Genomic DNA, 21,692 nt, shown 5'->3' with positions numbered 1-21,692 from the left:
GATCTGTGACGAGTCACCAGGCAGCCCTTTGATACGTCTAAATCACCCGGCAGCGGCAACGACCGCCGGACGGAGCGCTAGGCGCACCGAGGCGTGCCCAGGTCCACGCGGCGCGCACTGATCCGACGGCTCCCGAGCACCCACTGACTCAATGGACCATCAGGTGATTTCCCCGAAGAGGTACTAAGGCTGGGACGCGGGATTGGCGGCCGGCAATGCGCTGGGCTCGGTCGACCAACCATTCCCGGATGCCCAAACACTCCCGGCGGAGTCGACATCGCGGGCCGCTCCGGCGTTGCCGGCCGACTCGATCCGTTGGTGTAGCAGGACCGCCCCGACCAGGGTGGAGGGTGCGGTCAGCAGGTACAGGGCGACGCCCGGCACCGCGAACACCGGGCTGATCGGCAGCAGCGTGAGCATCCGCAGCGACAACACCGGCAGAATCAGGAAGCAGATGCTGGTCATGCCGAAGCCGAGCGTGAAGCCGAGGTTCCGCCAAGCGAAGCGCATCTGCTCACCGACGCCTCTCACGCCATGGTGGTGCAGCGGCACGGCGAGCACCAGCGAGCCGATCAGAAAGCCATTGAACAGCAAACCGCCTCCGAAGGCCGCGACGAGGTTCACGCCGGGGATCCACAGCAGCGGCAGAATGATCAGCCAGCCCACGTGCAGAACCAGGGTGACGATGAACGTCTGACGCAGGCAGACCGCCGCCGAGCGGTACCAGGGCGGCGCTCCCCGGCTCGTCCCGCCGGTGCGCCGGATCACGTCGCGGGTCAGGGCCGGGAAGAACGCCGCCCCGAACAGCATGGTCAGCGGCACGGTGAGCGCGGTCATCGCGCCATGGAAGAACAGGCTGACCGCAACCCACAGCACCTTGTCGACGATCCATCGCACGACCTCGGGCCAGCCGGACGTGATCCCAAGCAGTAAACCGGTGAGCCGATCGACCAGCAGCCCGACGGCTTCCTGCAAGCCCAGCAGCGCCAAACCGGTTAGCGCGAGGGGAAGCAGCACGAACGTCCAGAGGCCGGGAGTGGTGACGAACAGCCTGCCGCCGCGGAAGAAGTACCCGACACCGATAAAATACCGGCCGATCCCGGTGCCGGCCGCTTTGGCGGCGCGCAGCGTCTGGTACCCCGCGACCCCGACGGCATGCCCGGCAGCCCCCGCCATCCGGGCTGCTGTCGAACCGGCCCCGTCCCGTGCCATCGGCCCACCGGCAGCCGGCGCCGCTTGTTTCCCCGATACCACTGGCGCCAGCTGCGCACTCGACGGGACCTCGTAGGCCGGTGGGAAGCGATAGGCCGGCGGGAGGATCTGGGCGGTCGGCGGAATCGGACGCGGCTGCGGATCCATGCCTCAGGCCCTCCAGGGGTTCGATCGAGCCTCGCGGGCCGAAGACTCTCAACGGTCCGTTGGCGGTGGCCGATCCTGCGGATCGTCCGAGTTTTCGTGTGGACGACGGCATTCTCGACGCTCAGTCATGCCCGGACCACCGAGGCGTTGTCCATTTAGGACACTAACGATCCAGGCCACCCACCCGCCACCCCGCCCACGGCACACCGCCGCAGAGATTGCCTGCCCGCTGCCGGCCTCAGCACACGGGGCACCACCGGATCGACCTGGGCCGGTCGCGGATCGCCGGTGACCGAGACGGGGTGCCCGAACCACCGAGGACCTGCCGGATGCCGGACCGAATTCACGGGCCGCACTGGCCACCGCGTCGTCGGATCAGCACCGAGGGCCTGCTGGTGTGCGGCGGGACGACCTCGGACGTTGCCATCGCCAGCCGGACCCGCACCGAACGGTCGTCGACCAGCCGTTCAAGCTCCGCCCGCACCTCGGGTGAGAAGCCGTACGGCAGCACGGCCGCTTGAGTAGAGGCGGAGCACACCCGCTGTCATCCGTTCCTCCGAACAAGCATGGGGCTTGCCGCTGTATAACATGCGTGCATGTATGCGCTCTACGCTTGGGGAGACTTCATCGGGGCGGTCGGACTCGACCGGCGGCCTGCCTGGCTCGACCCGGCGGTGCTCCGCGGCGAACAGCAGGTCATCGACGAAAGCCTGATGATCGGCGACACCGACACGCTACTGGTCGACGGTCCCGGCACTCTCTTCCAGATCGATGATGACGACGAGAATCTCGTACCCGGTAGTGCGCTCATCGGCCGCGACCTCAGCGGTGTCACGTGGCGGGTCTCCCGCATCCGGGCAGCCACCGACGGCACTCGCGAAGACGCCCTGCGCATAGTCGCGGCAATCGTGGAGGATGGCGATTTCTACGAGGAGGATGAGCGGCACGAGTACAACTCGCTCCCGGTCGGCGAGATCGTCACCCTCTGGGAAGACGATCACGGCCAGTGGACGCTCGCCATGGTCGAGCTCTGAAACAGGGTGACCACGGACGGCACACGGCACCAGTTGGACAGGGCATCGTGATCATCGTGATCAAGGGGGCCTGAGCAGGTAGGACGGGGCGTAAGAGTGCTCCGGACAGGACGAAGCTCCCGGTAGGACAGCAGCCGACCACGACTCGGAACTGCTCCCGACCTCCCCACGGATCGGTCCTCGCCGGTCTGCATGCCCTCGTGGAGAAGCGTCAAGACGCAGCACTTCGGCCGGGCCGTCGACTCACACAACCCGCTGGGGTAGTCGTCGGCAGGCCGGACATACGGTGGTCACACCGCACGCAGGTACGCGAGCGCGGAGGTCCTCCTTCAACTCATCAGCAGGAGCGCTCAGCGTTGTCGTAGCACCTGCCGGCTCGATCCGGACGCTGACCACAGCCTGCCAAGTCATCCACGGGAGAACCACCAGTCATTGCGGTGCCGGTCGACGCCGGGGAGTCTCGACCCGTCGACGCGACCACGCCGGGCTGCTGGCCACGGCCGCGAGCAGGCGGAACAAGCGCGGTCTGCGGGTCACCACCAACGCAACGTGCCCCCGGTCCGTGCCGAGGGTGGCGCGGCGACTACAGCCGCTGCGGCCGGTCCGCGGACGCTGTCCGGCCTACAAGAAGCGCTCAGGGTCGAAGCTGTCGAGGTCGATGATGCGAACCCGGTGAAGGACGTTGGTGAAGCAGCCCGCATCCTCGTCAATGTCGAATATCTGCAGGCCCGCACCACCGCCGTTGCCCAGTACGACGCCCAGTTCAGCCGTGGCTGCTGGTGGAGTTCGGTCGGGTGTTCCCGATCCGGGTCCGGTCACGTTTCCTACTCGTCGTCGATGTCGCAGTGCGTCGGACCCGTGACTACGAGGAAGTCTCCGGGGACGAGGGTTCGACATCGACCCCTTGGCCGACAGCTGTCACCAGGCGTGGTCGAACGGCAAAGCCGGCACCTCGGGATCGCTGATCCCAGGGTGCCGGCTTCGCCGCTGAGCTCAGGTCCCGCCGTGGCCGCTCCGGGTCTCCCGACAGCCCTACAGAGGTCCGCCGGAGCAGACCGGGCGCATCACCTCGGCCCGCAACACCGGTGGCCGCGGTGCTCAGTCGAGGTCGGCGAGGTCCAGTACGAAGCGGTAGCGGACGTCGCCGCGTTCGAGACGGTCGAGGGCGTGCTGGACCTGGGCGGAGGGCAGCAGCTCGATGTCGGCGGTGATGCCGTGCTCGGCGGCGAAGGACAGCAGTTCGGTCGTGTGCTTGGTGCCGCCGGTGCCCGACGAGCTGAGCTTCCTACGGCCGAAGCTCAGTTCCATGAGGTTCACCGGTGTCTGCATGGGGAAGCCGAGCACGCTGAGGGTGCCCTCGAGAGTCAGCAGCCGCAGCAACGGCGACAGGTCGTGCGGGCCGGAGATGGTGTCCAGGATGAGGTCGAAGCGGCTGGCGGCCCGCGCGAGCTGGGTGTCGTCTGTCGTGACGAGCAGCTCGACAGCGCCGAGTTTGCGGGCGTCGTCGGCCTTGCCGGCGGTACGGCTCAGTACGGTCACCTCGGCGCCGAGGGCGGCGGCGAGCTTGACCCCCAGGTGGCCGAGGCCTCCGAGTCCGGCGACCGCCACCCGGCTACCGGGGCCGATTCCCGCCTCGCGCAGCGGTTCCCACATGGTGATGCCGGCGCACATCAGCGGTGCCGCTGCGGCCGGGTCGAGGCCGGCGGGCAGCCGGTAGGCGAACTTCTCCCGCAGCACGTACTCGCGGCTGTATGCCCCCTTGGTGATGGTGCCGTCGAGCCGGTCGGGGCTGCCGTACGTGCTGGTCGGGCGTTCGAGGCAGAAGTTCTCCTGGCCGACCTGGCACATGGGGCAGGCGCCGCACGAGTCGACGAGGGTGCCGACGGCGACCTGGTCGCCGGGAGCGAAGCGGGTCACCGCCGCCCCGACGGCGGCGACCGTGCCGGTGAACTCGTGGCCGGGCACGACGCCTGCGGCGTTCTTGTAGTGCGGCATCATGCCGTTGAGCAGGTGCAGGTCGCTGTGGCAGACGCCGCAGTAGTCGACGCGGACCGCGATGTCGTCGCTGCGCAGGTCCCGCCGCTCGAACGCCGCCCGCTGCAGGGCGACAGTGCCGTCCACGCTCTGCCACCCGATGGTCGTCCTCATGGACGCTCCTTCCAAACAAACCGTTCGGTTTTTTCTGAACCTAGCCGGTCACCACACCGAAAGCAACCGAACCGTCGGTTTGTTAGAGTCGGTCGCATGTCGTCAGGCCCCGTGACCGCCAAAGGCGCAGCCACCAGCCGCCGCATCCTGGACGCCGCCGCCGCCGAGTTCGCCGAACGGGGCATCGCCGGGGCCCGGATCGACCGCATCACCGCAGCGGCGCGCACGAACAAGGCCCAGGTGTACGGCTACTTCGGCAACAAGGACGGCCTGTTCGACGCCGTCATCGCCGACCGCGCGGACCAACTCATGAGCGTGGTCCCGTTCGACGCGGACGACCTGCCCGGATCAGCGGTGGCGATGTACGACGAAAACCTGCGCGACCCTCAGCTGGTCCGGCTGCTGACCTGGCTACGCCTGGAACGGCAGCCCACCGGCAGCCTGGGCCGGGCCGCCGACCACGAGCCGAAGCTCACGCAGATCGCCCGGGCCCAGGCCGCCGGCCGGGTGCGCGCGGGCGACCCCTTCGACCTGTTCACCCTGGTCCTCAGCATGGCGTTCTCCTGGTCGGCGGCCAGCATCGTCTACGCCGCGAGCGCCGACGAACCCGAAGCGGACCACGAGCGGCGCCGCAGACTCCTGGCCGCGTGCGTGCGGGACGCGATCTCACCGCGCACCGCGCCGCAGGCCTGACCCCGGTAAGCGGAAGTCCTGCTGTGCGCCCACGCGGCACAGCCCCTCTCACCACCCATCAGGGAGGCTGACGACCGAGGGGCGTCGCGCCCCCTCTCGTCAGGATGGCGTCACTGCCAGCCCTTGATCAGGGTGGCGGCGTGCAGGCGCAGCTGCTCGGCGGTCCATGGCGGACGGGCGGTCAACACGGTGGTCACCACCGGACCGGCCAGCTGGGCGGCGGCCAGACCGACCTGGGGCATGGCCGGAGCCGAGGCCCGGACCCGGTCGAGGACCGCAGCCGTGCTGGCGGCCAGCAGGTCGGCGTCGCCGACCAGGACCTGCACGGCGGGGTCGTGCTGCGCCTCGCCGAGAAGAGCGCGGTAGGCCATGCCCGCCGGTGACGTGGTGAGGAAATCGACAAGGGTCTGCAGATATGTCGTGAGGTCGGCCACCGGGTCGTCCTGGGCGGGCGTTTCCAGCGCCTCGGCCGCGTCGATGACGCTGGCCTCCAGCAGGATCTCGGCCTTGGTCGACCACCACCGGTAGACGGTCTGTCGGCCAACTCCGGCGCGTTCGGCGATGCCTTTGATGGTCATCGCCGCGTACCCGATGTCGACCAGCATGTCGTCGACGGCGTGCAGGACGGCCCGGCGGGCGCGTTCGCTGCGTGGCCGTCCGGGTGGAGCGGTCGTACTCATGACCCCACCATACCGATACACGATGCCTCGTATCTGCTAGGGTCTCCATTCCGAGGCATCGTGCCTCGAAATGACGAGGAGTGCGCCTGTGCGAACCGTCCACACCGCTGTCGTCACGGCGCGTCGCATGCTGACGCCACGAACGGTCCGCGTCACGCTGACCGGCGAATCGCTGACCACGGCCCCGCCCCGCGTCGCTGCCGACCTGGAAATACTGCTCCCGGGCAACGACCGCGAGGTGAAACGCCACTACACGATCCGGCACGCCCGACCGGAAACCGGCGAGGTCGACCTCGATGTGCTGCTACACGAGGGCCACGGGCCGGGCGCACACTGGGCGGCGACCACCCGACCCGGGGAGACCGTCCGCTTCGTCGGACCACGCGGCAAAATGGAACTCCGGCCCGCCGACTGGTACCTGCTCGTCGGCGACGAGAGTGCGCTGCCGGCCCTGTGCGTCATCACCGAGGCGCTCGATCCCGGCCCGGTCAGCTACCTGCTGGCCGAGATCGGCGACGAGCAGGACCGCGTACCCGTGCGGGCGACCCGCCTGATCTGGGTCCGCCGCGACGGCAGCCCGCCCGGCTCGCCACACCCGCTCGCCGCGTACCTCGACGAGCTTGATCCGCCCGGCGGCCACGGCCGGGCCTACCTGCTCGGTGAGAGTCGCGCCGTCACCGCCCTGCGCGCCCGCCTGCCCCGGCTGGGCATCGCCGCGCACGACATCTTCGTCAAGGGCTACTGGAACGCGAAGCACGATGACTGACCTCATCGCCCCGAGCGCGGGCGTGCGGTTCGCCGCTTTACGCAACCCCGACTGCCGTCCCTATCTCATCGGGACGGGCCTGGCCATGATGGCCGACAACATCGAGCACGTCATCACCTACTGGGTGCTCTGGCGCACCTTCCACTCCCCGGCCCTCGCCGGGTTCCAGGTGATCAGCCACTGGCTGCCGTTCCTCCTGCTGTCGGTTGCCGCCGGCACCCTCGCCGACCGATACGACTGCCGCCGCGTCGTGCAGGCCGCACAAGGCCTGTTCATGGCCGTATCCCTGGCCTGGGGACTGCTCTTCCTCACCGGCACCCTGCAGATCTGGCACGCAGCCGTGCTGCTCGTGCTGCACGGCTGCGCCGGCGCGCTGTGGGGACCCGCCGAACAACTGCTGCTGTACGACTTCAGCCGACCCGGTGAACTGCCCAGCGCGGTACGCCTCAATGCCACCTTCCGCAGCCTCGGACAGCTCTGCGGACCGGTGATGGGCTCGGTACTGCTGCTGCTCGGACCCAGCACCGGCATCCTGCTCAACGTCGCGTCCTACCTGCCGCTCACCCTCTTCCTCGCCCGGACCCGCTTCACCGGACACCGCCGCGCCGCCCAGCCACCCACCACCCGGACCAGTCCCCTCTCCACCATCCTGGCCGTCCGCGGTACACGGTTCAGCCGCACTGTCACCGCGATGATCGTCATAGCCGGCCTCGGCTCGTTCTTCGTCGGCGCATCCCTGCAGTCGACGATGCCGGAGTTCGCCGAGGATCTCGGCGCCGGTCACAGCGGCGCCGCCTACGGTGTGCTGCTGTTCGCCACCGCGGCGGGTGCGGTGCTCGGCGGCCTGCTGCTCGAGGCGACCGGCTGGGTACGGCCCACCGTACGCGCGGCCGTCGCCGCCACGATCGCCGTCGGTCTGTGCACATTGCTGTTCGCCCTGACGAACAGCCTGGTCGTGGCCGTCGCCGCCCTGGCGGTCAGCGGGCTGGCAAACCTCACCGCCATGTCGATATCGCAGACCGTCGTGCAGTTGCACGCTCCCCCGGACCACCGCGGCCTGGCCCTGGGCCTCTACAGCACCTCCGCCGGTGGCCTGCGGATCGGCAGCGGGTTCACCGTCGGCCTGGCCGGCGTCGCCATCGGCCTGCACTGGTCACTCGCGCTCAGCTCGGCCGCCCTCATCGGCGGCGCCCTGGTGACCGCCGCATACGCCCGCAGCGGTCACCGGGCCGGTTCGATGTCGGCGCCCCGATGAACCTCCATCGCACCGGCACAGTCTCACCGGGTCCTTCGTAGTCCGGCTGTTCACCGGCGACTATCCGCCCCGGACACTCAGATGATCACGATATGCCACCGGGCCATTCGCACCCGGTCGGCTTCAGCGACGAACCCTGCCCTGTTTCGACGGCCGACAATTGACCCCATCGCCGATAGTGGAATTCACAATGTTCCGGCGACGACCACTGAGACGGTTATGGGGGATATGGGGTGAACGAGGAAGAGATCCAGAAAGGTACTCCACCTGGCAGCTCGGACAGCGTCGCCGACAAAGATGCCTCACCCCCGGCCACAGGAGGTGACGAAGGGCGGCAACCCCGCTCTCCGTCGCGGCTGTGGGAAGCCGTGGTCGGAGTCTCCACCGCTGCCGGGGTGATCGTGGCGCTCGCCGTCGGCCTGCCGAATGTCCTGTCGGACAGGCCTGCCGGGTCCGACCGCCTCCCGGCGTCCGCGCCCTCGACGTCACCCCCGGCACCGTCGCCCAGCCCTCCACCGCCTCTCATGATCCTCACGCCAACGTCAACAGATGGCGCAACCGTGAAGTGTGTGAAAGACGCCTGCGCCGTCGAGGTGCGCGGCAGGACGCGCGCTGCGCCCGGGCTGCATTCGTATGTGCTGATCGCGCGCGAATGCTGCCCCGGAGACGCGCCGCGGTACTACGTCCAGTGGGATTCCACGAAAGAGGTCCCCGGTGGGGACTGGGTCGCTCTGGCCTACGTCCAAAAGCCGCCCGTCAACGCCACGTTCCAGATCAAGGCGATTCTCACGACCTCTGCCGTCCGAGCGACGCCCGGCGCCGATGACCTCGTCGTCTGGTCCGACGACATGGCGAAGGCCGTCGGACTCGTCGCGGAAACGCCGACGGTCACCGTGAAAGTCACGGGCGTCGTCCAGGCGACCGCGTTCTGCGACTGCTCATAGCACCTGCTGAACATCTACCGCCACCACTACAACACCCAACGACGCCACGGCCAGCCCGTGGCGGACAACCCGAACTTCGACGGCGACGGGACCTTCGTCCTCTGACCGGAGCGCTGCCCGCGGCACCGAACCCGCTCGCCGACCGCCCCTTGAGCCTGATCGTCGGCGACGCCCACGGCAGTGCATTCCCAGCTGCGCCTGACCGAAGTCAGCAGCATCGCCGCCACCAACCGACATCACGCCCGAGACAGCATCCGCCCGCTGGCACTACCCGGCGTCACCTGACGACTTTGCCGGGCCCTGGGGTGCCAGGACCTGCACCGGAACGGAACGGTCACTGGTAGTGCCGTCGCCCAGCTGGCCGTGGTTGTTCAAGCCCCAGGCGACGACGGTGTAGTTCGGCTGTAGCGCGAGATTGTGATCGATGCCAGCGGCGATCGCCCGAATCAAGTACAGAAATCGACCGCAGGGCGCGACTTCCCCCACCGCACACACCCGCACCGGCGTCAGACGATTCACGCGAGTACCGTCGCCGAGCTGTCCATAGCCGTTGTAGCCCCACGCCAAAACGCCACCGCTACTCAGCTGCGCCAGGCTGTGAAAACCGTTGGCGGCGATGTGCCGCACCCCGTACAGGAACCGGTCACAGGGTGCCACCTGCCCCTCCGCGCACACCCGGTGGTTATCGCGGGTGCCGTCACCGATCTGACCCTCGACGTTGTAGCCCCAGGAAACGACACTGCCGCTGCCCAGCAACGCCATGCTGTGGAAAGCGCCAGCCGCCAGGGCACTCACCCCGTTCAGGAACCGGTCGCAGGGGGCGGTCTCCCCCACCGCGCACACCCGCACCGGGATGGGACGGAAATTGTCGCTGGTGCCATCGCCGACTTCACCGGCGCCGTTGAAGCCCCAGGCGACGGCGTAGCCGGTCCCCACGACGGCCAGACTGTGCCCTTCACCTACCGCGATGGACCTGGCCCCACTCAGGAACCGGCCGCAGGGGGCGGACTCCCCCACCGCGCACACCCGCACCGGAACCGGACTCCCGGCGTACCCGCCGTCACCAAGCTGACCGAAGGCGTTGAAACCCCAGGCGACGACAGCACCATCGACCAGCAGAGCAAGGTTGTGGTCTGAGTCGCCGCTGGCGATGGCCCTGACCCCGCTGAGAAACTGGCTACACGGTGCGACCTCGCCCACCGCGCACACCCGCACCGGAACCGAGCGGTCCGTGAAGGTGCCGTCACCAAGCTGACCTGTCACGTTCTGCCCCCAGGCGACGAGCGTGCGGTCCCGGAGCAGGGCCACGCTGTGCACGAACCCGGCCGCGATGGCGATCACTCCGGTGAGGAACCGGGTGCAGGGGGCGACCTGACCTACGGCGCACACCCGCACCGGAGTGAGACTCGGGTCGACGGTGCCGTCACCCAGCTGACCTTCACTGTTTCGGCCCCAGGCGAGGACGGTGCCGTCCGAGCGCAGGGCGAGGCTGTGGCCGTAGCCGGCGGCGATGGCGGTCACTGCGCCGAGTTCGGCCGGAGCCTGCCGGGCCACCAGTCGCTGGGCCACCGCAGACGCGGCGGTTAGACCAGCCGGCTTCCCGTTCGCCCCAGAGACCGAGGCGTCACCGACCACCGCGACCAGAGTCAGCACCACCAGCACGCTGGTGACGGCAGCGCGTCGGGCACCGCCGATCATCACGGCGGACATGTCTTCGGGCAAACAGAATTTACCCATCTCCCTCTCCTGACCGAGACACATTCAATTCCTGGCCACCTGACTGCCCGGACCTTGGCGGTGGGTCAGGCGCACAGCTGCACGGGCCCCGAATCCGGCACGCCGCACAGGCAAGACCAGAACGGGGATAGGGGTGAGGGGTGAGGGGCGGGAGGGACACCACGAGAATTCGAGTAGATATCACCTCCCTGGCAGGCGGCTCAAGCAACAGGGATTCGTGACCCAAAACATAGACCCGTACAACGTGGAGATAAATAGCCGAGTCGAATGAGTTAGATTCTCGCGAACGGTTGCGCATCCTTCTCGCGTCGAACCACCGCCCGCCCGACCCCGGCCGCTCGACGTCGAATGCCGGCACAGACTTTCGCCCGTGTCGATGACTCGGTGCGCGGCGGGATGCGACACTACGAACAACGGCCCGACCTGCCGCATCGCCAGGTTCATACGCCAGTAGACGGCCACCAGCAGCACCCGGCCGGGAAGATCGAGGGCCCACCGTCGGCCCGGCCGACGGTCAGCGATCCCGTCCCCGCCACGCTCGGCGACGAGACGGACCAGCGTGCGGAACTGGGCGGGGGCAGCCCAGCGAACGGGAGGATCCACTCCTGACGGACTGCGGAGATCACCTGTACCCATGCTTCCTCGATGATCACCCCCAGCGGACAAACCCGGGGGCACGAGGAGTGCGTGCCTATCAGAGAGGACGACGTGAGCAGCCAGTACATCGTCATCACCGGGGGACCCGGAGCCGGCAAGACCACGCTGATCGACAGCTTGCGGCGTGCCGGCTACGCCTGCGTCGACGAAGCGGGACGGCAGATCATCCAGGACCAGCTGTCGATCGGCGGCCAGGCGCTGCACACCGGGGACTCACGACTGTTCGCCGAGGTCATGCTCAGTTGGGAGATGCGCTCCTACCGCCAAGCCAGCCAGCATCCCGGACCCGTCTTCTTCGACCGAGGGATCCCGGACCTGGTCGGCTACTACCTCCTACTCGGCCAGCCCGTTCCCGCACACGTGACAGCCGCCGCGCAGCTGTTCCGCTACCACCAGCGCGTGTTCATCGCCCCACCCTGGCCGCAGATCTACACCACGGACAGCGAACGACACCAAGACTTCGCCGAAGCCGTGCGTACCCACGACGCCATGGTCGCCGCCTACAACCAACACGGCTACGAACTCAGCACCCTGCCGCACAGCGACGTCGCCTCCCGCGTCACGTTCCTCCAGCACCACATCTCAGCCACCGGCCGCCGATCTCCTGGCTCGCCTCGACCGGGCTGCCCCGAGTTGCGAGACGTCTCTTAGCACTGCGACGACAGTGGGCGAATCGTCTTCGGGTCGGGTTCGTTGGTCTGCCTGTGGCGGACGTCGATGTTGAGCGTTGGCGTGGAGAGTTGGACCGGCTGCATGCCCGGATCGGGCCTCGGTTTCATCGGTCGTAGCCGCGTCGCCGGGCGCGGCAGTACCTATGCGGGCTGGTCTCGGATCTGGGTCGCAAGAACGGCTGGACCCTTGCGGAGCACGCCGGTGACGTGTCACCGGACGGGATGCAGCGGTTGTTGCGGTGGGCTTCCGCAAGGATCTCGTCGTTGACGTCCTGCTCCGTCATGCTGGTTACACGTCGTCGAGTTCGACGAGGCGGTTGGCGAGTGCCAACCCGTCACGGCCGAGAGCGGAGTGCGCCCACACCGCCAGGTCCAGCGGCCAGACGGTACGGTGGCACCGCTGACCCTGTGTCAGGGGCGGGCCGGGGCTGGGGTGGCGTGTTCGGTTCGGCAGCGGGGGCAGCGCAGTCGCGTTCCGGCAGCCGTGCGGGGCACCCGCAGTCGCTGACCGCAATCGCAGGTCAACACCGGGGCTGACGCCCGCAGATATTCGTTTCGCTCACGGCGCGGCCACCGGGCGTGGCAGCGGGCGCACCACTTCGGTGGGTAGCTGTTGTAGTGGGCAAGACCGAACGCGCCTGCGATCATCAGGGTGGCAGGGACCAGAAGACCGAGCGGCGCGAGCAGGGCGGGCACGATCCCGCCGGCCCCGTCCGATACCAATTCGGCGACGACCGTGAGCACGACCAGCAGCACACCGAGCAGGGTGAATCCGAAGCCCAACGCGAAGGCCAGCACCGACGGCAGGAGCACCCACATGCCGCCGGTGGCCCACCGGTGGACGCCGTACCCGCCGCAGCTAGGGCAGTTGGGCGACGCACGATGCGGCACGGCGTGCAGGACCTTCGGCGAAAGCCACTCGACGAGCCGCTTGAGGATCTCCTCGACCAGTTTGGTCGCAAGGGCCTGGAGAAACGAGTTGAGCATGGCAGCCGCCTTCCTCGTTACACGGGTCTGCCCGCGCTCAGGCCCGGGGCTGCCACCTGCCGGTGTCGGCCAACACCCAGCGTGACCGATCGGTGCCACCCCCGCGGGGGCGCGCCACCGCTGCGGCTTCGTGCCTCCGACCAGGGGCTTCGTCTCGCTCTAAGTGTTCGTCCTGGATTGCTAGGTGGTGAAACGGCCGTCGTCTACCCGTCAGACGTCACCTCCCAGCACGGGTGCCGGGAGACAGGCCGCCCGGCCACACCCTCTGATGCGGTGAGCTACACGATCCGCGCTTAAGGACGAGTTACCGACGGGGGTGTCGGTCGACGGTTCCAACATCCTGATATACGATACGGTACGTGGCGTATCGGAATGAGGAGTCGTCAGGGGCCCGCGGTCGACCGCGCGATCCCGAACTTGAGCGTCGGATCACCGCGGCCGTACTCGAGGTCCTCGCTGAGCACGGGTACGAGGACGTGTCCTTCGAGGCGGTAGCTCGACGCTGCCAGACGTCGAAGGCCAGCCTCTACCGGCGATGGGGATCCAAGCGGGACATGGTCATCGCCGCAGTAAAGGCAGGGCCCGCCCAGCACTCGACGTCCCCGCTGCCGCAGGGGGCCACCCTGCGCGAGGACCTCCTGATCCTGGTGCGGCGGCTGGAACGCACGATGACTGCGGCCGACATCGGCACCGCGTTGATGCTGCTCCAAGCCGGGCTGAAAGACCCCGAACTGTGCGACGCCATCGAGAGCTCCGCGGGTCCCACGGGGGCCAGGCTGCCGCAGGCGGTCATCGACGCCGCGGTTGCTCGTGGCGAGATGCCCGCCGGTGCGAGCCCGTTCGCCTTCGACGAGGTCGTCGGGTCGGTGCTGCTGCTCCGTCACGCGAACGGCCTTGCGGTCGACGACGCCTACCTGTCCGCACTCGTGGACACGGTGATCATCCCGGCGCTCGTCGCCTCCGCCAACAGCGTCACCACATTGCCCGCCGGACTCTTCTCCGGCCATCCCGAAACCCGCCCCACCAACCAACCCCAGGAGGACTCGTGACCACACCATTCGTGATCGACAATGTCACCTACCACACGATCGGCGGCGACGCCGGCGTCGACCTCAACGTCGCTGTCGGCGGCCAGGGGCCGGCCGTCGTGCTGCTTCACGGCTTCCCGCAGACCCACTACATGTGGCGTCACGTCGCCGGGAAACTTGCGACCGACCACACCGTCATCGTTCCCGACCTTCGCGGTTACGGAGCCAGCGGCAAGCCCGTCGCCGACGATCCGGGCACCTACTCCAAGCGCACGATGGGCAACGACGTGATCGCCATCACCCGTCAGCTCGGCTTTGACCACTTCGGGCTCATCGGCCATGACCGCGGTGCTCTCGTCGCGGTCCGCACCGGGCTGGACCACCCCGAAGCAGTGCGCTACCTCGGCATCCTCGACGTCCTGCCGACCCTAGACACGTGGGCCGTCCTGCACGGTGTCAACGCCAAGGTCGCCTGGCACCTCTATCTCATGGCCCAGCCGGCCGGCCTGCCCGAGAAGATGATCGCCGCCGTCGGTCCCGAGTTCTTCGGCTCCTTCCTCGACGCCTGGGACCCCACCGGCACCACCTTCACCCGCGACGAGCGCGACTACTACGTCGACAGCTCCGTCGCCGCGATCGACTCGATCGTGGCCGACTACCGCGCGACGGCCAGCATCGACCTCGACATGGACATCGCCGACCGTGAACGCGGCGCGCAACTCACGATGCCTGTCGGTGTCATCTCCCAGGACTGGGGCTCCCAGCTCGGCTTCGACGCCTCCGCGCTCTGGCGCGCATGGGCCCCGGACCTTACCTACCAGGCCACCGGCAGCGGGCATTTCATGGCCGAGGAGAACCCCGACGAGATCGTCGCGTTCATCACCGCGCTGGCCACCCGCGCTCCTGCCGCCCGCCATCGGGGCGAAGAGTGAGCCATGTGCATCGTGGCAGCGGCCGTCCCCGGCGGCGGGGAGGACGATGACGGGCTGCGCGGTCGGGGTGGCGCACCCCTCCGGCACTACCGTCACCGAGAGCGTCTACCCGCACCAACTACGGCCGGTGCTCCTCGGCGGTGCGGTCGCCATGGATCGAATCTTCGACACTGAGGCGTAGTCACTCAGTTCGTCACCCAGCTACTAGAAGAGGGCATATCCATCGATCGGATATGCCCTCTGAGCTGCGTCGGGACGGCCGGATTCGAACCGACGACCCCTTGACCCCCAGTCAAGTGCGCTACCAAGCTGCGCCACGTCCCGATGCTCTCCGCATGGTTTCCCCTGCGGCAGCCGGTACAGCTTAGCGCAGGATCTTCGCACCGCGCGCACAGCCCCCTGCCGCGTCGGTGCGCACCGCCACCACCCCTAAAGCGTCCTAGGAAAGGAGGGTGGCACGGAAGGGCTGCCGTCCCCGGGGTGGGAGCGGCAGCCCTTGGAGGTGCCGGGTCAGCCGTGGGCCTTGCCCCGGCCGCCGGGGCCGAGCTTCTTGCGGGGGCGTACCGAAATCTCCACCGGGCTGCCCTCGAAGCCGAACTCCTCGCGGAGCTTGCGCTCGACGAAACGCTGGTAGCCGGCGTCCAACGGCGCGGTGGTGAACAGCACGAACCTCGGCGGGGAGACACCCGCCTGGGTCGCGAAGAGGATCTTCGGGGCGCGACCGCCACGCACCGGGTGCGGGGTGGCCTGGACCAGGGCGGTGAGCCACTGGTTGAGCTGTGCCGTGGGCACCCGGGTCTCCCAGCTCGCCAACGCCTTGCGCAGCGCGGGGGCGAGCTTGTCGACGGCCCGGCCGGTCTGCGCCGACAGGTTGAGCCGGATCGCCCAGGGGATCCGGCGCAGCTCCCGGTCGATCTCCTTGTCCAGGTAGTACCGGCGGTCGGCGTCGACCAGGTCCCACTTGTTGAAGGCGATCACCAGGGCCCGGCCGGCCTCGACGACCATGGTCAGGATCCGCTGGTCCTGCTCGCTGATCGGCTCGCTGGAGTCGAGCAGCACCACCGCCACCTCGGCCGCCTCGATGGCCCCGGCGGTACGCAGGCTGGCGTAGTACTCGGTGCCGCTGGCCTTGCCGACCCGCTTGCGCAGCCCGGCGGTGTCGACCAGTTGCCAGGTTTCGCCGCCGATCTCCACCAGGCTGTCCACCGGGTCGACGGTGGTGCCGGCGACCGAGTCGACGACCGCCCGCTCCTCCCCGGAGAACCGGTTGAGCAGGCTGGACTTGCCGACGTTGGGCCGACCGACCAGCGCCACCCGGCGGGGGCCGCGCGGCCGGTTCTCGACGATCTTGGGCGCGTCGGGCAGCGCGTCGAGGATCGCGTCGAGGAGTTCGCCGGAGCCCCGGCCGTGCAGCGCGGAGACCGGGAACGGCTCACCGAGGCCCAGCGACCACAGCGCGGTCGCCTCCATCTCGATGGCGGTGTTGTCGGTCTTGTTGGCCACCAGGATCACCGGTTTGGCGCTGCGCCGCAGCATCTTCACCGCAGCCTCGTCCACATCGGTCGAGCCGACCATGGCGTCGACCACGAAGATCACCACGTCGGCGGTGACCACCGCCGTCTCGGCCTGGGCGGCGATCGCCGCCGCCCGGTCCTTCGCGTCCGGTTCCCAGCCGCCGGTGTCCACCACCGTGAACGAGCGGCCGTTCCACTGGGCGTCGTAGGGCACCCGGTCCCGGGTCACCCCGGGGACGTCCTCCACGACCGCCTGCCGCCGGCCGATGATCCGGTTGACCAGCGTCGACTTGCCCACGTTCGGGCGACCGACCACGGCCACCACGGGCTGCGGGCCGGTCGGCTCCTCGACGGTGGCCTCCGGCTCGCGCAGCTCCACCCATCCGTCGCTCATGCCACGCCCCGCTCGGTGAGCAGCTCCCGCAGCTGGGCGACGACCTCGTCGATGCCCAGCTCGGTGGTGTCCAGTTCGACGGCGTCGGCGATCTGCCGCAGCGGGTTGACCGCGCGGGTGGAGTCGAGCCGGTCCCGCCGGGCCAGGTCCGCGGCGGTCGCCGTGACGTCGGCGGCGTCCTCGGCGCTGCGGCGTCGGGCACGGGCCGCCTCGGAGGCGGTCAGGTAGACCTTCAGGTCGGCGTCGGGGGCCACCACACCCCCGATGTCGCGGCCCTCGACGACGATCCGGCCGGCCTGGGCGATCAGTTCCCGCTGCCGGGCCACGAGCAACGCCCGCACCGCCGGCACGGCGGCCACCGCCGAGACCGCGCCGGTCACCTCGGGGCCCCGGATCTCCTGGTCGACACCCGTCCCGTCGACGGTCACGCCGTACCCCCGGGGGTCGGTGCCGATGCGCAGCTCGACCTCGGCGGCGACCTTGCCCACCGCGGCGGCGTCGGCCAGGTCGACGCCGGAGCGCAGCACCGCCCAGGTGATCGCCCGGTACATCGCACCGGTGTCCAGGTAGCGGGCACCGAGGTCGACGGCGAGCCGCCGCGACACGGTGGACTTACCCGAACCGGACGGTCCGTCCACCGCGACCACACAGCGCCCGGCCCGTACGTTTTCCTCCACCGTTGTCCTCCTCAGCCCGTACCTCGCGGGTCACCGGTTCCTCCGGTGCCGTTGAGCGGTCGTCCATCGTCGTCCATCATCCCGCGCCTCGCGGGTCGGCCACGCGCGCCGCCGTCGGGGGCGACGCACGCCACCCGTCGGCCCGTGGGCCGCGGGGAAGCCTACCGGCACACGTACCCGCTGCGACTCCGGTCAGTCACCCACGGCCTTGAACAGGGCGGCGACCTCCGCGTTGGTCAGCCGCCGGATCCGCCCGGTGCGCAGGTCACCGAGCTTGATCGGACCGATCGAGGTACGCACCAGCCGGGACACCGGGTGCCCGACCTCGGCCAGCAGCCGCCGGACGATGTGCTTGCGCCCCTCGTGCAGGCTCAGCTCCACCTGGGCGGTTTTACCCAGGGTGTCCACCACCTTGAACGAGTCGACCTTCACCGGCCCGTCCTCCAGCTCGACCCCGGCCAGCAGCCGCTTGCCGAGGTTACGCGGGATCGGCCCGGCCACCTCGGCCAGGTAGGTCTTGAGCACCTGGTACGACGGGTGCATCAGCTTGTGGGTGAGGGTCCCGTCGTTGGTGAGCAGCAACAGGCCCTCACTGTCGGCGTCGAGCCGCCCGACGTGGTAGACCCGCTGCTCGACCCGGTTGCCGATGAACTCGGCCAACTCGTTGCGGCCCTTGTTGTCCGACATGGTGGTGACCACCCCGCGCGGCTTGTTCATCGCCACGTAGACCAGGCGGTTGTCGGCCTGGAGGCGTTCCCCGTCGACGTGGATCACGGCGGTGGCGGGGTCGACCTTGTCGCCGAGGTGGGCGACCCGGCCGTCCACGGTCACCCGACGCCGGAAGATCAGATCTTCGCAGGCACGTCGGGACCCGACACCGGCGGCGGCGAGCACCTTCTGGAGGCGTTCGGCACCCTCGTACACGGGGGCGTCGGGCTTGGGGGAACGGTCATCGCGTGGCATCGGCAAGCTCTTCTACGTCGTCGGGGAGGAACGGGGCGAGCGGGGGCAGGTCGGCGACCGAGTCCAGGCCCAGCTTCTCCAGGAACATCGTGGTGGTCCGGTAGAGGAACGCCCCACTGTCCGGTTCGGCGCCGCACTCCTCGACCAACCCTCGGGAGACCAGGGTACGGAGCACCCCGTCGCAGTTGACACCCCGGATGGCCGAGACCCGACCCCGGGTCACCGGTTGCTTGTAGGCGATCACCGCGAGCGTCTCCAGCGCGGCCTGGGTCAACCGTACCGACTGCCCGTCCAGGACGAACCGCTCGACGTGGGCCGCGTATTCCGGCCGGGTGTAGAGCCGCCAGCCCCCGGCCGCCCGGCGCAGCTCGAAGCCGTGCCCGGCGGCGGTGTAGCCGGCGGCGATGTCGTCGAGCACCGGCCCGATCCGCTCCGGGGACTGTTCCAGCACCTGGGCGAGTACCAGTTCGCTGACCGGCTCGTCGACCACGAGCAGGATGGCCTCCAGTGCGCCGCGCAGCTCCGCGTCGTCGAGTTCGGGTGCCGGTGGCGGCGCGACAGCCGCCCGCCGCCGTCCCGCCGGCCGCCGCTTCGGCACGCCCGCCGGGTCCCGCTCCCCCGCCGCGGCGGCGTCCGGGCCCGAGCCGAGACCAGCCCCGACCGCACCGACCCCACCCGCACCGGTCCCGTCCGCTGACGCCGGTTCAGCCGGGGCTCCGGGAACAGCCGGCTCAGCCGGGGCTCCGGAAACCACCGGCTCAGCCGGGGCTCCGGAAACCACCGGCTCAGCCGGGGCTGCGGGAGCCGCCGGTTCGCCGGCGGCTCCGGGAGCCGTCGGGGCGGTGGGGTCTGCGGACACCGCCTCCGTCGGCGGAGCACCCGGATCGGCGGGTGGGGCCGCGTCCGCCTCGCTGTCGGTGCCGGTCGGGGCGGGCGCGGGCTGCTGCCGGGCGGTGGGGCGCTCCCACGGGGGGATCCAGGCCGCGGCCTGATCGGCCAGGGAGTCCTGGCGCTCCTCGTCGCTCATCGCGTCTCCTGCGTCGTCGCGGCTTCGCCCGCCGGGCCGGCAGACCCCGGACCGGCAGACCCCGGACCGGCAGACCCCGGACCGGTGGGGCCCGGACCGGCGGACCCCGCATCGGTGGGGCCGTCCGGGGCAGCCGCCGGGGCGGCGGATCCGCCCGGGGCGGGACCAGTGTCGTCGGCGTCGGCGGGGGTGCCGGCGTACTCGTCGACGTGCAGATCGGCGTCGCCGTCGGCGGGACCGGTCCAGCGTACGGTCAGCTCCTCCAGGGCCTCCTCCTGGACGAAGGCCACCAGTCCCTCCCGGTACAGCTCCAGCAGGGCCAGGAAGCGGGCCACCACCTCCAGGGTGATCTCGCAGTCCGCGCAGAGCAGGGTGAAGGTGGCGATGCCGGCCCGGCGCAGCCGTTCGGCGAGGATCGTCGCGTGTTCCCGGACGCTGACCCGGACCAGGTGCACGTGCGCGATGGAGACCTCGGGCACCGGCTTCGGGGTCATCGCCCGCACCGCCAGCCGCAGCAGCCGCTCGGGGCCGACGCCGAGCACCAGGTCGGGCAGGGCGTCGGCGTAGCGGGCCTCCAGGGTGACCGCGCGGGGGTAGCGTCGCCCGCCGACCGCCTCCAGTTCGGCGATGTGCGCCGCCGCCTCCTTGTACGCCTTGTACTGCAACAGCCGGGCGAAGAGCAGGTCCCGCGCCTCCAGCAGGGCGAGGTCCTCCTCGTCCTCCACCTCGGCCGAGGGCAGCAGCCGGGCTGCTTTCAGGTCGAGCAGGGTGGCGGCGATGAGCAGGAACTCGCTGGTCTCGTCGAGGTCCCACTCGTCGCCCATGGCGCGGATGTAGGCGATGAACTCGTCGGTGACGGTGTGCAGGGCCACCTCGGTGACGTCCAGCTTGTGCTTGCTGATCAGTTGCAGCAGCAGGTCGAACGGGCCGGTGAAGTTCGCCAGCCGGACGGTGAAGCCGGCGTTCTGCCCGGCCTGCGGCACCCCCGCCGGGTCGGTCGCCAGGTCGGCGGCGACCTCGGCAGCCAGTACGGGCGGCTGCTGCGGGGTCGTCGGCGGATCCAGCGGTGGCGCGGTCACCGGACGACCGTAGTCCACGTCCCGGACGTCGTCGCCGTCCGGGACGCCCGAGGGTGCACCCCGACCTACCGGTCGGCCTGGGCCGCGATCACCTCACGGGCCAACTGCCGGTAGTTGCGGGCCCCCGAGGAGGCCGGGTCGAGCGTCGTGATCGGGGCACCGGCCACCGTGGACTCGGGGAACTTCACCGTCTTGGTGATGACCGTCTGGTAGACCTTGTCGCCGAACGCCTCGACCACCCGCTGGAGCACCTGCCGGCAGTGGGTGGTGCGGCTGTCGTACATGGTGGCGAGGATGCCTTCGAGTTCCAGGTCGAAGTTGAGCCGCTCACGTACCTTGTCGATGGTGTCCAGCAGCAGCGCCACCCCGCGCAGGCTGAAGAACTCGCATTCGAGCGGGATGAGCACCCCGTGCGCGACGGTCAGTGCGTTGATCGCCAGCAGGCCCAGCGAGGGCTGGCAGTCGATCAGGATGTAGTCGTACTCCTTGCGCACGTTGCGCAGCACCCGGGCCAGGGCCATCTCCCGGGCGACCTCGTTGACCAGCTGTATCTCGGCGGCGGAGAGGTCGATGTTGGCGGGCAGGATGTGCAGGCCGGCCACGTCCGTCTTGATCAGGACGTCCTCGGCCATGACGTCGTCCTGCATGAGCAGGTTGTAGACCGACAGGTCGAGGTTGTGCGGGTTGACGCCGAGACCCACCGACAGCGCGCCCTGCGGGTCGAAGTCGACAAGCAGCACCTTGCGGCCGTACTCGGCCAGGGCAGCACCCAGGTTGATGGTGGTGGTGGTCTTGCCCACCCCACCCTTCTGGTTGGCCATCGCGATGATCCGGGCCGGGCCGTGCCGGTCGGTGGGCATCGGCTCGGGGATCGGCTTGCGCATCGTGTAGGCGGCCGGGTCGGCCGGACCAAGGTCGGCGCCGAGTGACGCCTGCTGCTCACGGAGCTCCGACGTCCAGGCGTCGGCACGATCACCGTTGCCAGCCATGTCCTCGTTGCCCCCTCCCGACGACCACCCGGCATCGGAGCTGTCCGACGTCCTTCGCGGCGCCGCTGCGCACCCCGGTTGTCGCTCCAGGAGGTCCGCGCCGATGCCGACTCTACGCCACCGACGACCAGCGCGTTCGGCACCGGTCCGGCGTGTCG

At 69.6% G+C, this 21,692-nt stretch carries 22 protein-coding genes, 1 tRNA gene and 2 pseudogenes; 10 read left to right on the top strand and 15 right to left on the bottom strand.

Translation table 11 applies throughout. From position 1 onward, the window contains the following. Window positions 1-183: 183 nt before the first annotated feature. Window positions 184-1,359 (bottom strand): EI24 domain-containing protein, encoded by a 1,176-nt coding sequence (locus tag AB0B63_RS30455; protein WP_357025032.1) that lies wholly within the window; start codon window positions 1,357-1,359, stop codon window positions 184-186. 343 nt (window positions 1,360-1,702) lie between these two features. Further along, complete coding sequence (locus AB0B63_RS30450) at window positions 1,703-1,870, bottom strand: hypothetical protein (RefSeq protein WP_357025029.1); 168 nt, start codon at window positions 1,868-1,870, stop codon at window positions 1,703-1,705. Between the two features lie 85 nt (window positions 1,871-1,955). Here AB0B63_RS30450 and AB0B63_RS30445 point away from each other — a divergent pair, with 85 nt between their 5' ends. Then, a complete protein-coding gene (locus AB0B63_RS30445; RefSeq protein WP_357025026.1) occupies window positions 1,956-2,393 on the top strand; it encodes a hypothetical protein in 438 nt (145 codons plus the stop codon). A gap of 621 nt (window positions 2,394-3,014) precedes the next feature. Here the strand turns inward: AB0B63_RS30445 and AB0B63_RS30440 are convergent. Together AB0B63_RS30440 and AB0B63_RS30435 are read right to left on the bottom strand one after the other, a co-directional pair. Further along, window positions 3,015-3,212, bottom strand: coding sequence for a hypothetical protein (locus tag AB0B63_RS30440; RefSeq protein WP_357025024.1), 198 nt, complete (start codon window positions 3,210-3,212; stop codon window positions 3,015-3,017). A 279-nt stretch (window positions 3,213-3,491) separates the two neighbouring features. Beyond that, window positions 3,492-4,541 carry an NAD(P)-dependent alcohol dehydrogenase gene (locus AB0B63_RS30435; protein WP_357025021.1) on the bottom strand — a complete coding sequence of 350 codons (1,050 nt, stop codon included), beginning with the start codon at window positions 4,539-4,541 and terminating at the stop codon, window positions 3,492-3,494. Between the two features lie 96 nt (window positions 4,542-4,637). On the opposite strand from AB0B63_RS30435, the gene AB0B63_RS30430 reads away from it, so the two are divergent. Continuing rightward, complete coding sequence (locus AB0B63_RS30430; RefSeq protein WP_357025018.1) at window positions 4,638-5,234, top strand: TetR family transcriptional regulator; 597 nt, start codon at window positions 4,638-4,640, stop codon at window positions 5,232-5,234. A gap of 110 nt (window positions 5,235-5,344) precedes the next feature. On the opposite strand, the gene AB0B63_RS30425 is transcribed toward AB0B63_RS30430, so the two are convergent. Next, the gene (locus AB0B63_RS30425) at window positions 5,345-5,914 is read right to left on the bottom strand and encodes a TetR/AcrR family transcriptional regulator (protein WP_357025015.1); all 570 of its coding nucleotides are present in this window, start codon (window positions 5,912-5,914) and stop codon (window positions 5,345-5,347) included. 127 nt (window positions 5,915-6,041) lie between these two features. Between AB0B63_RS30425 and AB0B63_RS30420 the strand changes: the two genes are divergently transcribed. The 3 genes from AB0B63_RS30420 to AB0B63_RS30410 all read left to right on the top strand — a co-directional run bounded on the left by AB0B63_RS30420 (window position 6,042) and on the right by AB0B63_RS30410 (window position 8,879). After that, window positions 6,042-6,680, top strand: coding sequence for a siderophore-interacting protein (locus AB0B63_RS30420; RefSeq protein WP_357025012.1), 639 nt, complete (start codon window positions 6,042-6,044; stop codon window positions 6,678-6,680). After that, window positions 6,673-7,935, top strand: coding sequence for an MFS transporter (locus tag AB0B63_RS30415; RefSeq protein WP_357025010.1), 1,263 nt, complete (start codon window positions 6,673-6,675; stop codon window positions 7,933-7,935). Before AB0B63_RS30420 ends, AB0B63_RS30415 begins: the two co-directional genes overlap by 8 nt. Before the next feature lie 233 nt (window positions 7,936-8,168). Further along, window positions 8,169-8,879 (top strand): hypothetical protein, encoded by a 711-nt coding sequence (locus AB0B63_RS30410; protein WP_357025007.1) that lies wholly within the window; start codon window positions 8,169-8,171, stop codon window positions 8,877-8,879. 267 nt (window positions 8,880-9,146) lie between these two features. Here the strand turns inward: AB0B63_RS30410 and AB0B63_RS30405 are convergent, their stop codons facing one another. Continuing rightward, window positions 9,147-10,616, bottom strand: a complete 1,470-nt coding sequence (locus AB0B63_RS30405) for a cell wall anchor protein (RefSeq protein ID WP_357025004.1) — start codon at window positions 10,614-10,616, stop codon at window positions 9,147-9,149. A gap of 369 nt (window positions 10,617-10,985) precedes the next feature. Beyond that, window positions 10,986-11,263 (bottom strand): annotated as a pseudogene (locus AB0B63_RS30400) (transposase family protein); the annotation flags it as partial. 40 nt (window positions 11,264-11,303) lie between these two features. Between AB0B63_RS30400 and AB0B63_RS30395 the strand changes: the two are divergent. Together AB0B63_RS30395 and AB0B63_RS30390 are read left to right on the top strand one after the other, a co-directional pair. Continuing rightward, window positions 11,304-11,924, top strand: coding sequence for an AAA family ATPase (locus tag AB0B63_RS30395; RefSeq protein ID WP_357025001.1), 621 nt, complete (start codon window positions 11,304-11,306; stop codon window positions 11,922-11,924). 89 nt (window positions 11,925-12,013) lie between these two features. Further along, window positions 12,014-12,190: pseudogene (locus AB0B63_RS30390) on the top strand (IS701 family transposase); the annotation flags it as partial. A gap of 165 nt (window positions 12,191-12,355) precedes the next feature. Here the strand turns inward: AB0B63_RS30390 and AB0B63_RS30385 are convergent. Then, window positions 12,356-12,931 carry a hypothetical protein gene (locus tag AB0B63_RS30385; RefSeq protein ID WP_357024998.1) on the bottom strand — a complete coding sequence of 192 codons (576 nt, stop codon included), beginning with the start codon at window positions 12,929-12,931 and terminating at the stop codon, window positions 12,356-12,358. A gap of 359 nt (window positions 12,932-13,290) precedes the next feature. Here AB0B63_RS30385 and AB0B63_RS30380 point away from each other — a divergent pair, with 359 nt between their 5' ends. The 3 genes from AB0B63_RS30380 to AB0B63_RS30370 are packed head-to-tail and all read left to right on the top strand — an operon-like array spanning window position 13,291 to window position 15,072. Then, a complete protein-coding gene (locus tag AB0B63_RS30380; RefSeq protein ID WP_357024995.1) occupies window positions 13,291-13,980 on the top strand; it encodes a TetR/AcrR family transcriptional regulator in 690 nt (229 codons plus the stop codon). After that, on the top strand, window positions 13,977-14,891 hold the full coding sequence (locus AB0B63_RS30375) for an alpha/beta hydrolase (RefSeq protein WP_357024992.1): 915 nt from the start codon (window positions 13,977-13,979) through the stop codon (window positions 14,889-14,891). The genes AB0B63_RS30380 and AB0B63_RS30375 overlap by 4 nt, the downstream gene beginning before the upstream one ends. Window positions 14,892-14,937: 46 nt before the next feature. Then, complete coding sequence (locus AB0B63_RS30370; RefSeq protein ID WP_279632713.1) at window positions 14,938-15,072, top strand: hypothetical protein; 135 nt, start codon at window positions 14,938-14,940, stop codon at window positions 15,070-15,072. A 69-nt stretch (window positions 15,073-15,141) separates the two neighbouring features. Here the strand turns inward: AB0B63_RS30370 and AB0B63_RS30365 are convergent. The 7 genes from AB0B63_RS30365 to AB0B63_RS30335 form a co-directional block, all read right to left on the bottom strand. Beyond that, window positions 15,142-15,215 (bottom strand) — tRNA-Pro (locus AB0B63_RS30365). 186 nt (window positions 15,216-15,401) lie between these two features. Then, complete coding sequence (der, locus tag AB0B63_RS30360; RefSeq protein WP_357024988.1) at window positions 15,402-16,799, bottom strand: ribosome biogenesis GTPase Der; 1,398 nt, start codon at window positions 16,797-16,799, stop codon at window positions 15,402-15,404. After that, window positions 16,796-17,476: a (d)CMP kinase gene (gene cmk, locus AB0B63_RS30355; protein ID WP_208566873.1), complete on the bottom strand. Its 681-nt coding sequence runs from the start codon at window positions 17,474-17,476 to the stop codon at window positions 16,796-16,798. Before cmk ends, der begins: the two co-directional genes overlap by 4 nt. Before the next feature lie 192 nt (window positions 17,477-17,668). Beyond that, a complete protein-coding gene (locus tag AB0B63_RS30350) occupies window positions 17,669-18,439 on the bottom strand; it encodes a pseudouridine synthase (protein WP_208566872.1) in 771 nt (256 codons plus the stop codon). After that, the gene (gene scpB / locus AB0B63_RS30345; RefSeq protein WP_357024984.1) at window positions 18,426-19,466 is read right to left on the bottom strand and encodes an SMC-Scp complex subunit ScpB; all 1,041 of its coding nucleotides are present in this window, start codon (window positions 19,464-19,466) and stop codon (window positions 18,426-18,428) included. Before scpB ends, AB0B63_RS30350 begins: the two co-directional genes overlap by 14 nt. Next, a complete protein-coding gene (locus tag AB0B63_RS30340) occupies window positions 19,463-20,545 on the bottom strand; it encodes a segregation/condensation protein A (RefSeq protein ID WP_357024981.1) in 1,083 nt (360 codons plus the stop codon). Before AB0B63_RS30340 ends, scpB begins: the two co-directional genes overlap by 4 nt. A 65-nt stretch (window positions 20,546-20,610) precedes the next feature. Next, window positions 20,611-21,534: a ParA family protein gene (locus tag AB0B63_RS30335; RefSeq protein ID WP_067315071.1), complete on the bottom strand. Its 924-nt coding sequence runs from the start codon at window positions 21,532-21,534 to the stop codon at window positions 20,611-20,613. Window positions 21,535-21,692: the final 158 nt, after the last annotated feature.

This window comes from Micromonospora sp. NPDC049081, from assembly GCF_040648835.1.
In the GTDB taxonomy this organism is placed as follows: Bacteria; Actinomycetota; Actinomycetes; order Mycobacteriales; family Micromonosporaceae; genus Micromonospora; species Micromonospora antibiotica.
Note: the sequence above shows the minus strand (reverse complement) of the source record. Positions and strands in the feature narration are given on the sequence as shown.

Excerpts from the sequence above, each read along its gene's own strand:
- AB0B63_RS30430 (WP_357025018.1), top strand. The coding sequence starts at position 4,638 with ATGTCGTCAGGCCCCGTGACCGCCAAAGGCGCAGCCACCAGCCGCCGC.
- AB0B63_RS30445 (WP_357025026.1), top strand. The coding sequence starts at position 1,956 with ATGTATGCGCTCTACGCTTGGGGAGACTTCATCGGGGCGGTCGGACTC.
- AB0B63_RS30435 (WP_357025021.1), bottom strand. The coding sequence starts at position 4,541 with ATGAGGACGACCATCGGGTGGCAGAGCGTGGACGGCACTGTCGCCCTG.
- AB0B63_RS30420 (WP_357025012.1), top strand. The coding sequence starts at position 6,042 with ATGCTGACGCCACGAACGGTCCGCGTCACGCTGACCGGCGAATCGCTG.
- AB0B63_RS30385 (WP_357024998.1), bottom strand. The coding sequence starts at position 12,931 with ATGCTCAACTCGTTTCTCCAGGCCCTTGCGACCAAACTGGTCGAGGAG.
- scpB (WP_357024984.1), bottom strand. The coding sequence starts at position 19,466 with ATGAGCGACGAGGAGCGCCAGGACTCCCTGGCCGATCAGGCCGCGGCC.
- AB0B63_RS30455 (WP_357025032.1), bottom strand. The coding sequence starts at position 1,359 with ATGGATCCGCAGCCGCGTCCGATTCCGCCGACCGCCCAGATCCTCCCG.
- AB0B63_RS30370 (WP_279632713.1), top strand. The coding sequence starts at position 14,938 with ATGACGGGCTGCGCGGTCGGGGTGGCGCACCCCTCCGGCACTACCGTC.
- AB0B63_RS30425 (WP_357025015.1), bottom strand. The coding sequence starts at position 5,914 with ATGAGTACGACCGCTCCACCCGGACGGCCACGCAGCGAACGCGCCCGC.
- AB0B63_RS30415 (WP_357025010.1), top strand. The coding sequence starts at position 6,673 with ATGACTGACCTCATCGCCCCGAGCGCGGGCGTGCGGTTCGCCGCTTTA.
- AB0B63_RS30350 (WP_208566872.1), bottom strand. The coding sequence starts at position 18,439 with ATGCCACGCGATGACCGTTCCCCCAAGCCCGACGCCCCCGTGTACGAG.
- AB0B63_RS30405 (WP_357025004.1), bottom strand. The coding sequence starts at position 10,616 with ATGGGTAAATTCTGTTTGCCCGAAGACATGTCCGCCGTGATGATCGGC.
- der (WP_357024988.1), bottom strand. The coding sequence starts at position 16,799 with ATGAGCGACGGATGGGTGGAGCTGCGCGAGCCGGAGGCCACCGTCGAG.
- AB0B63_RS30335 (WP_067315071.1), bottom strand. The coding sequence starts at position 21,534 with ATGGCTGGCAACGGTGATCGTGCCGACGCCTGGACGTCGGAGCTCCGT.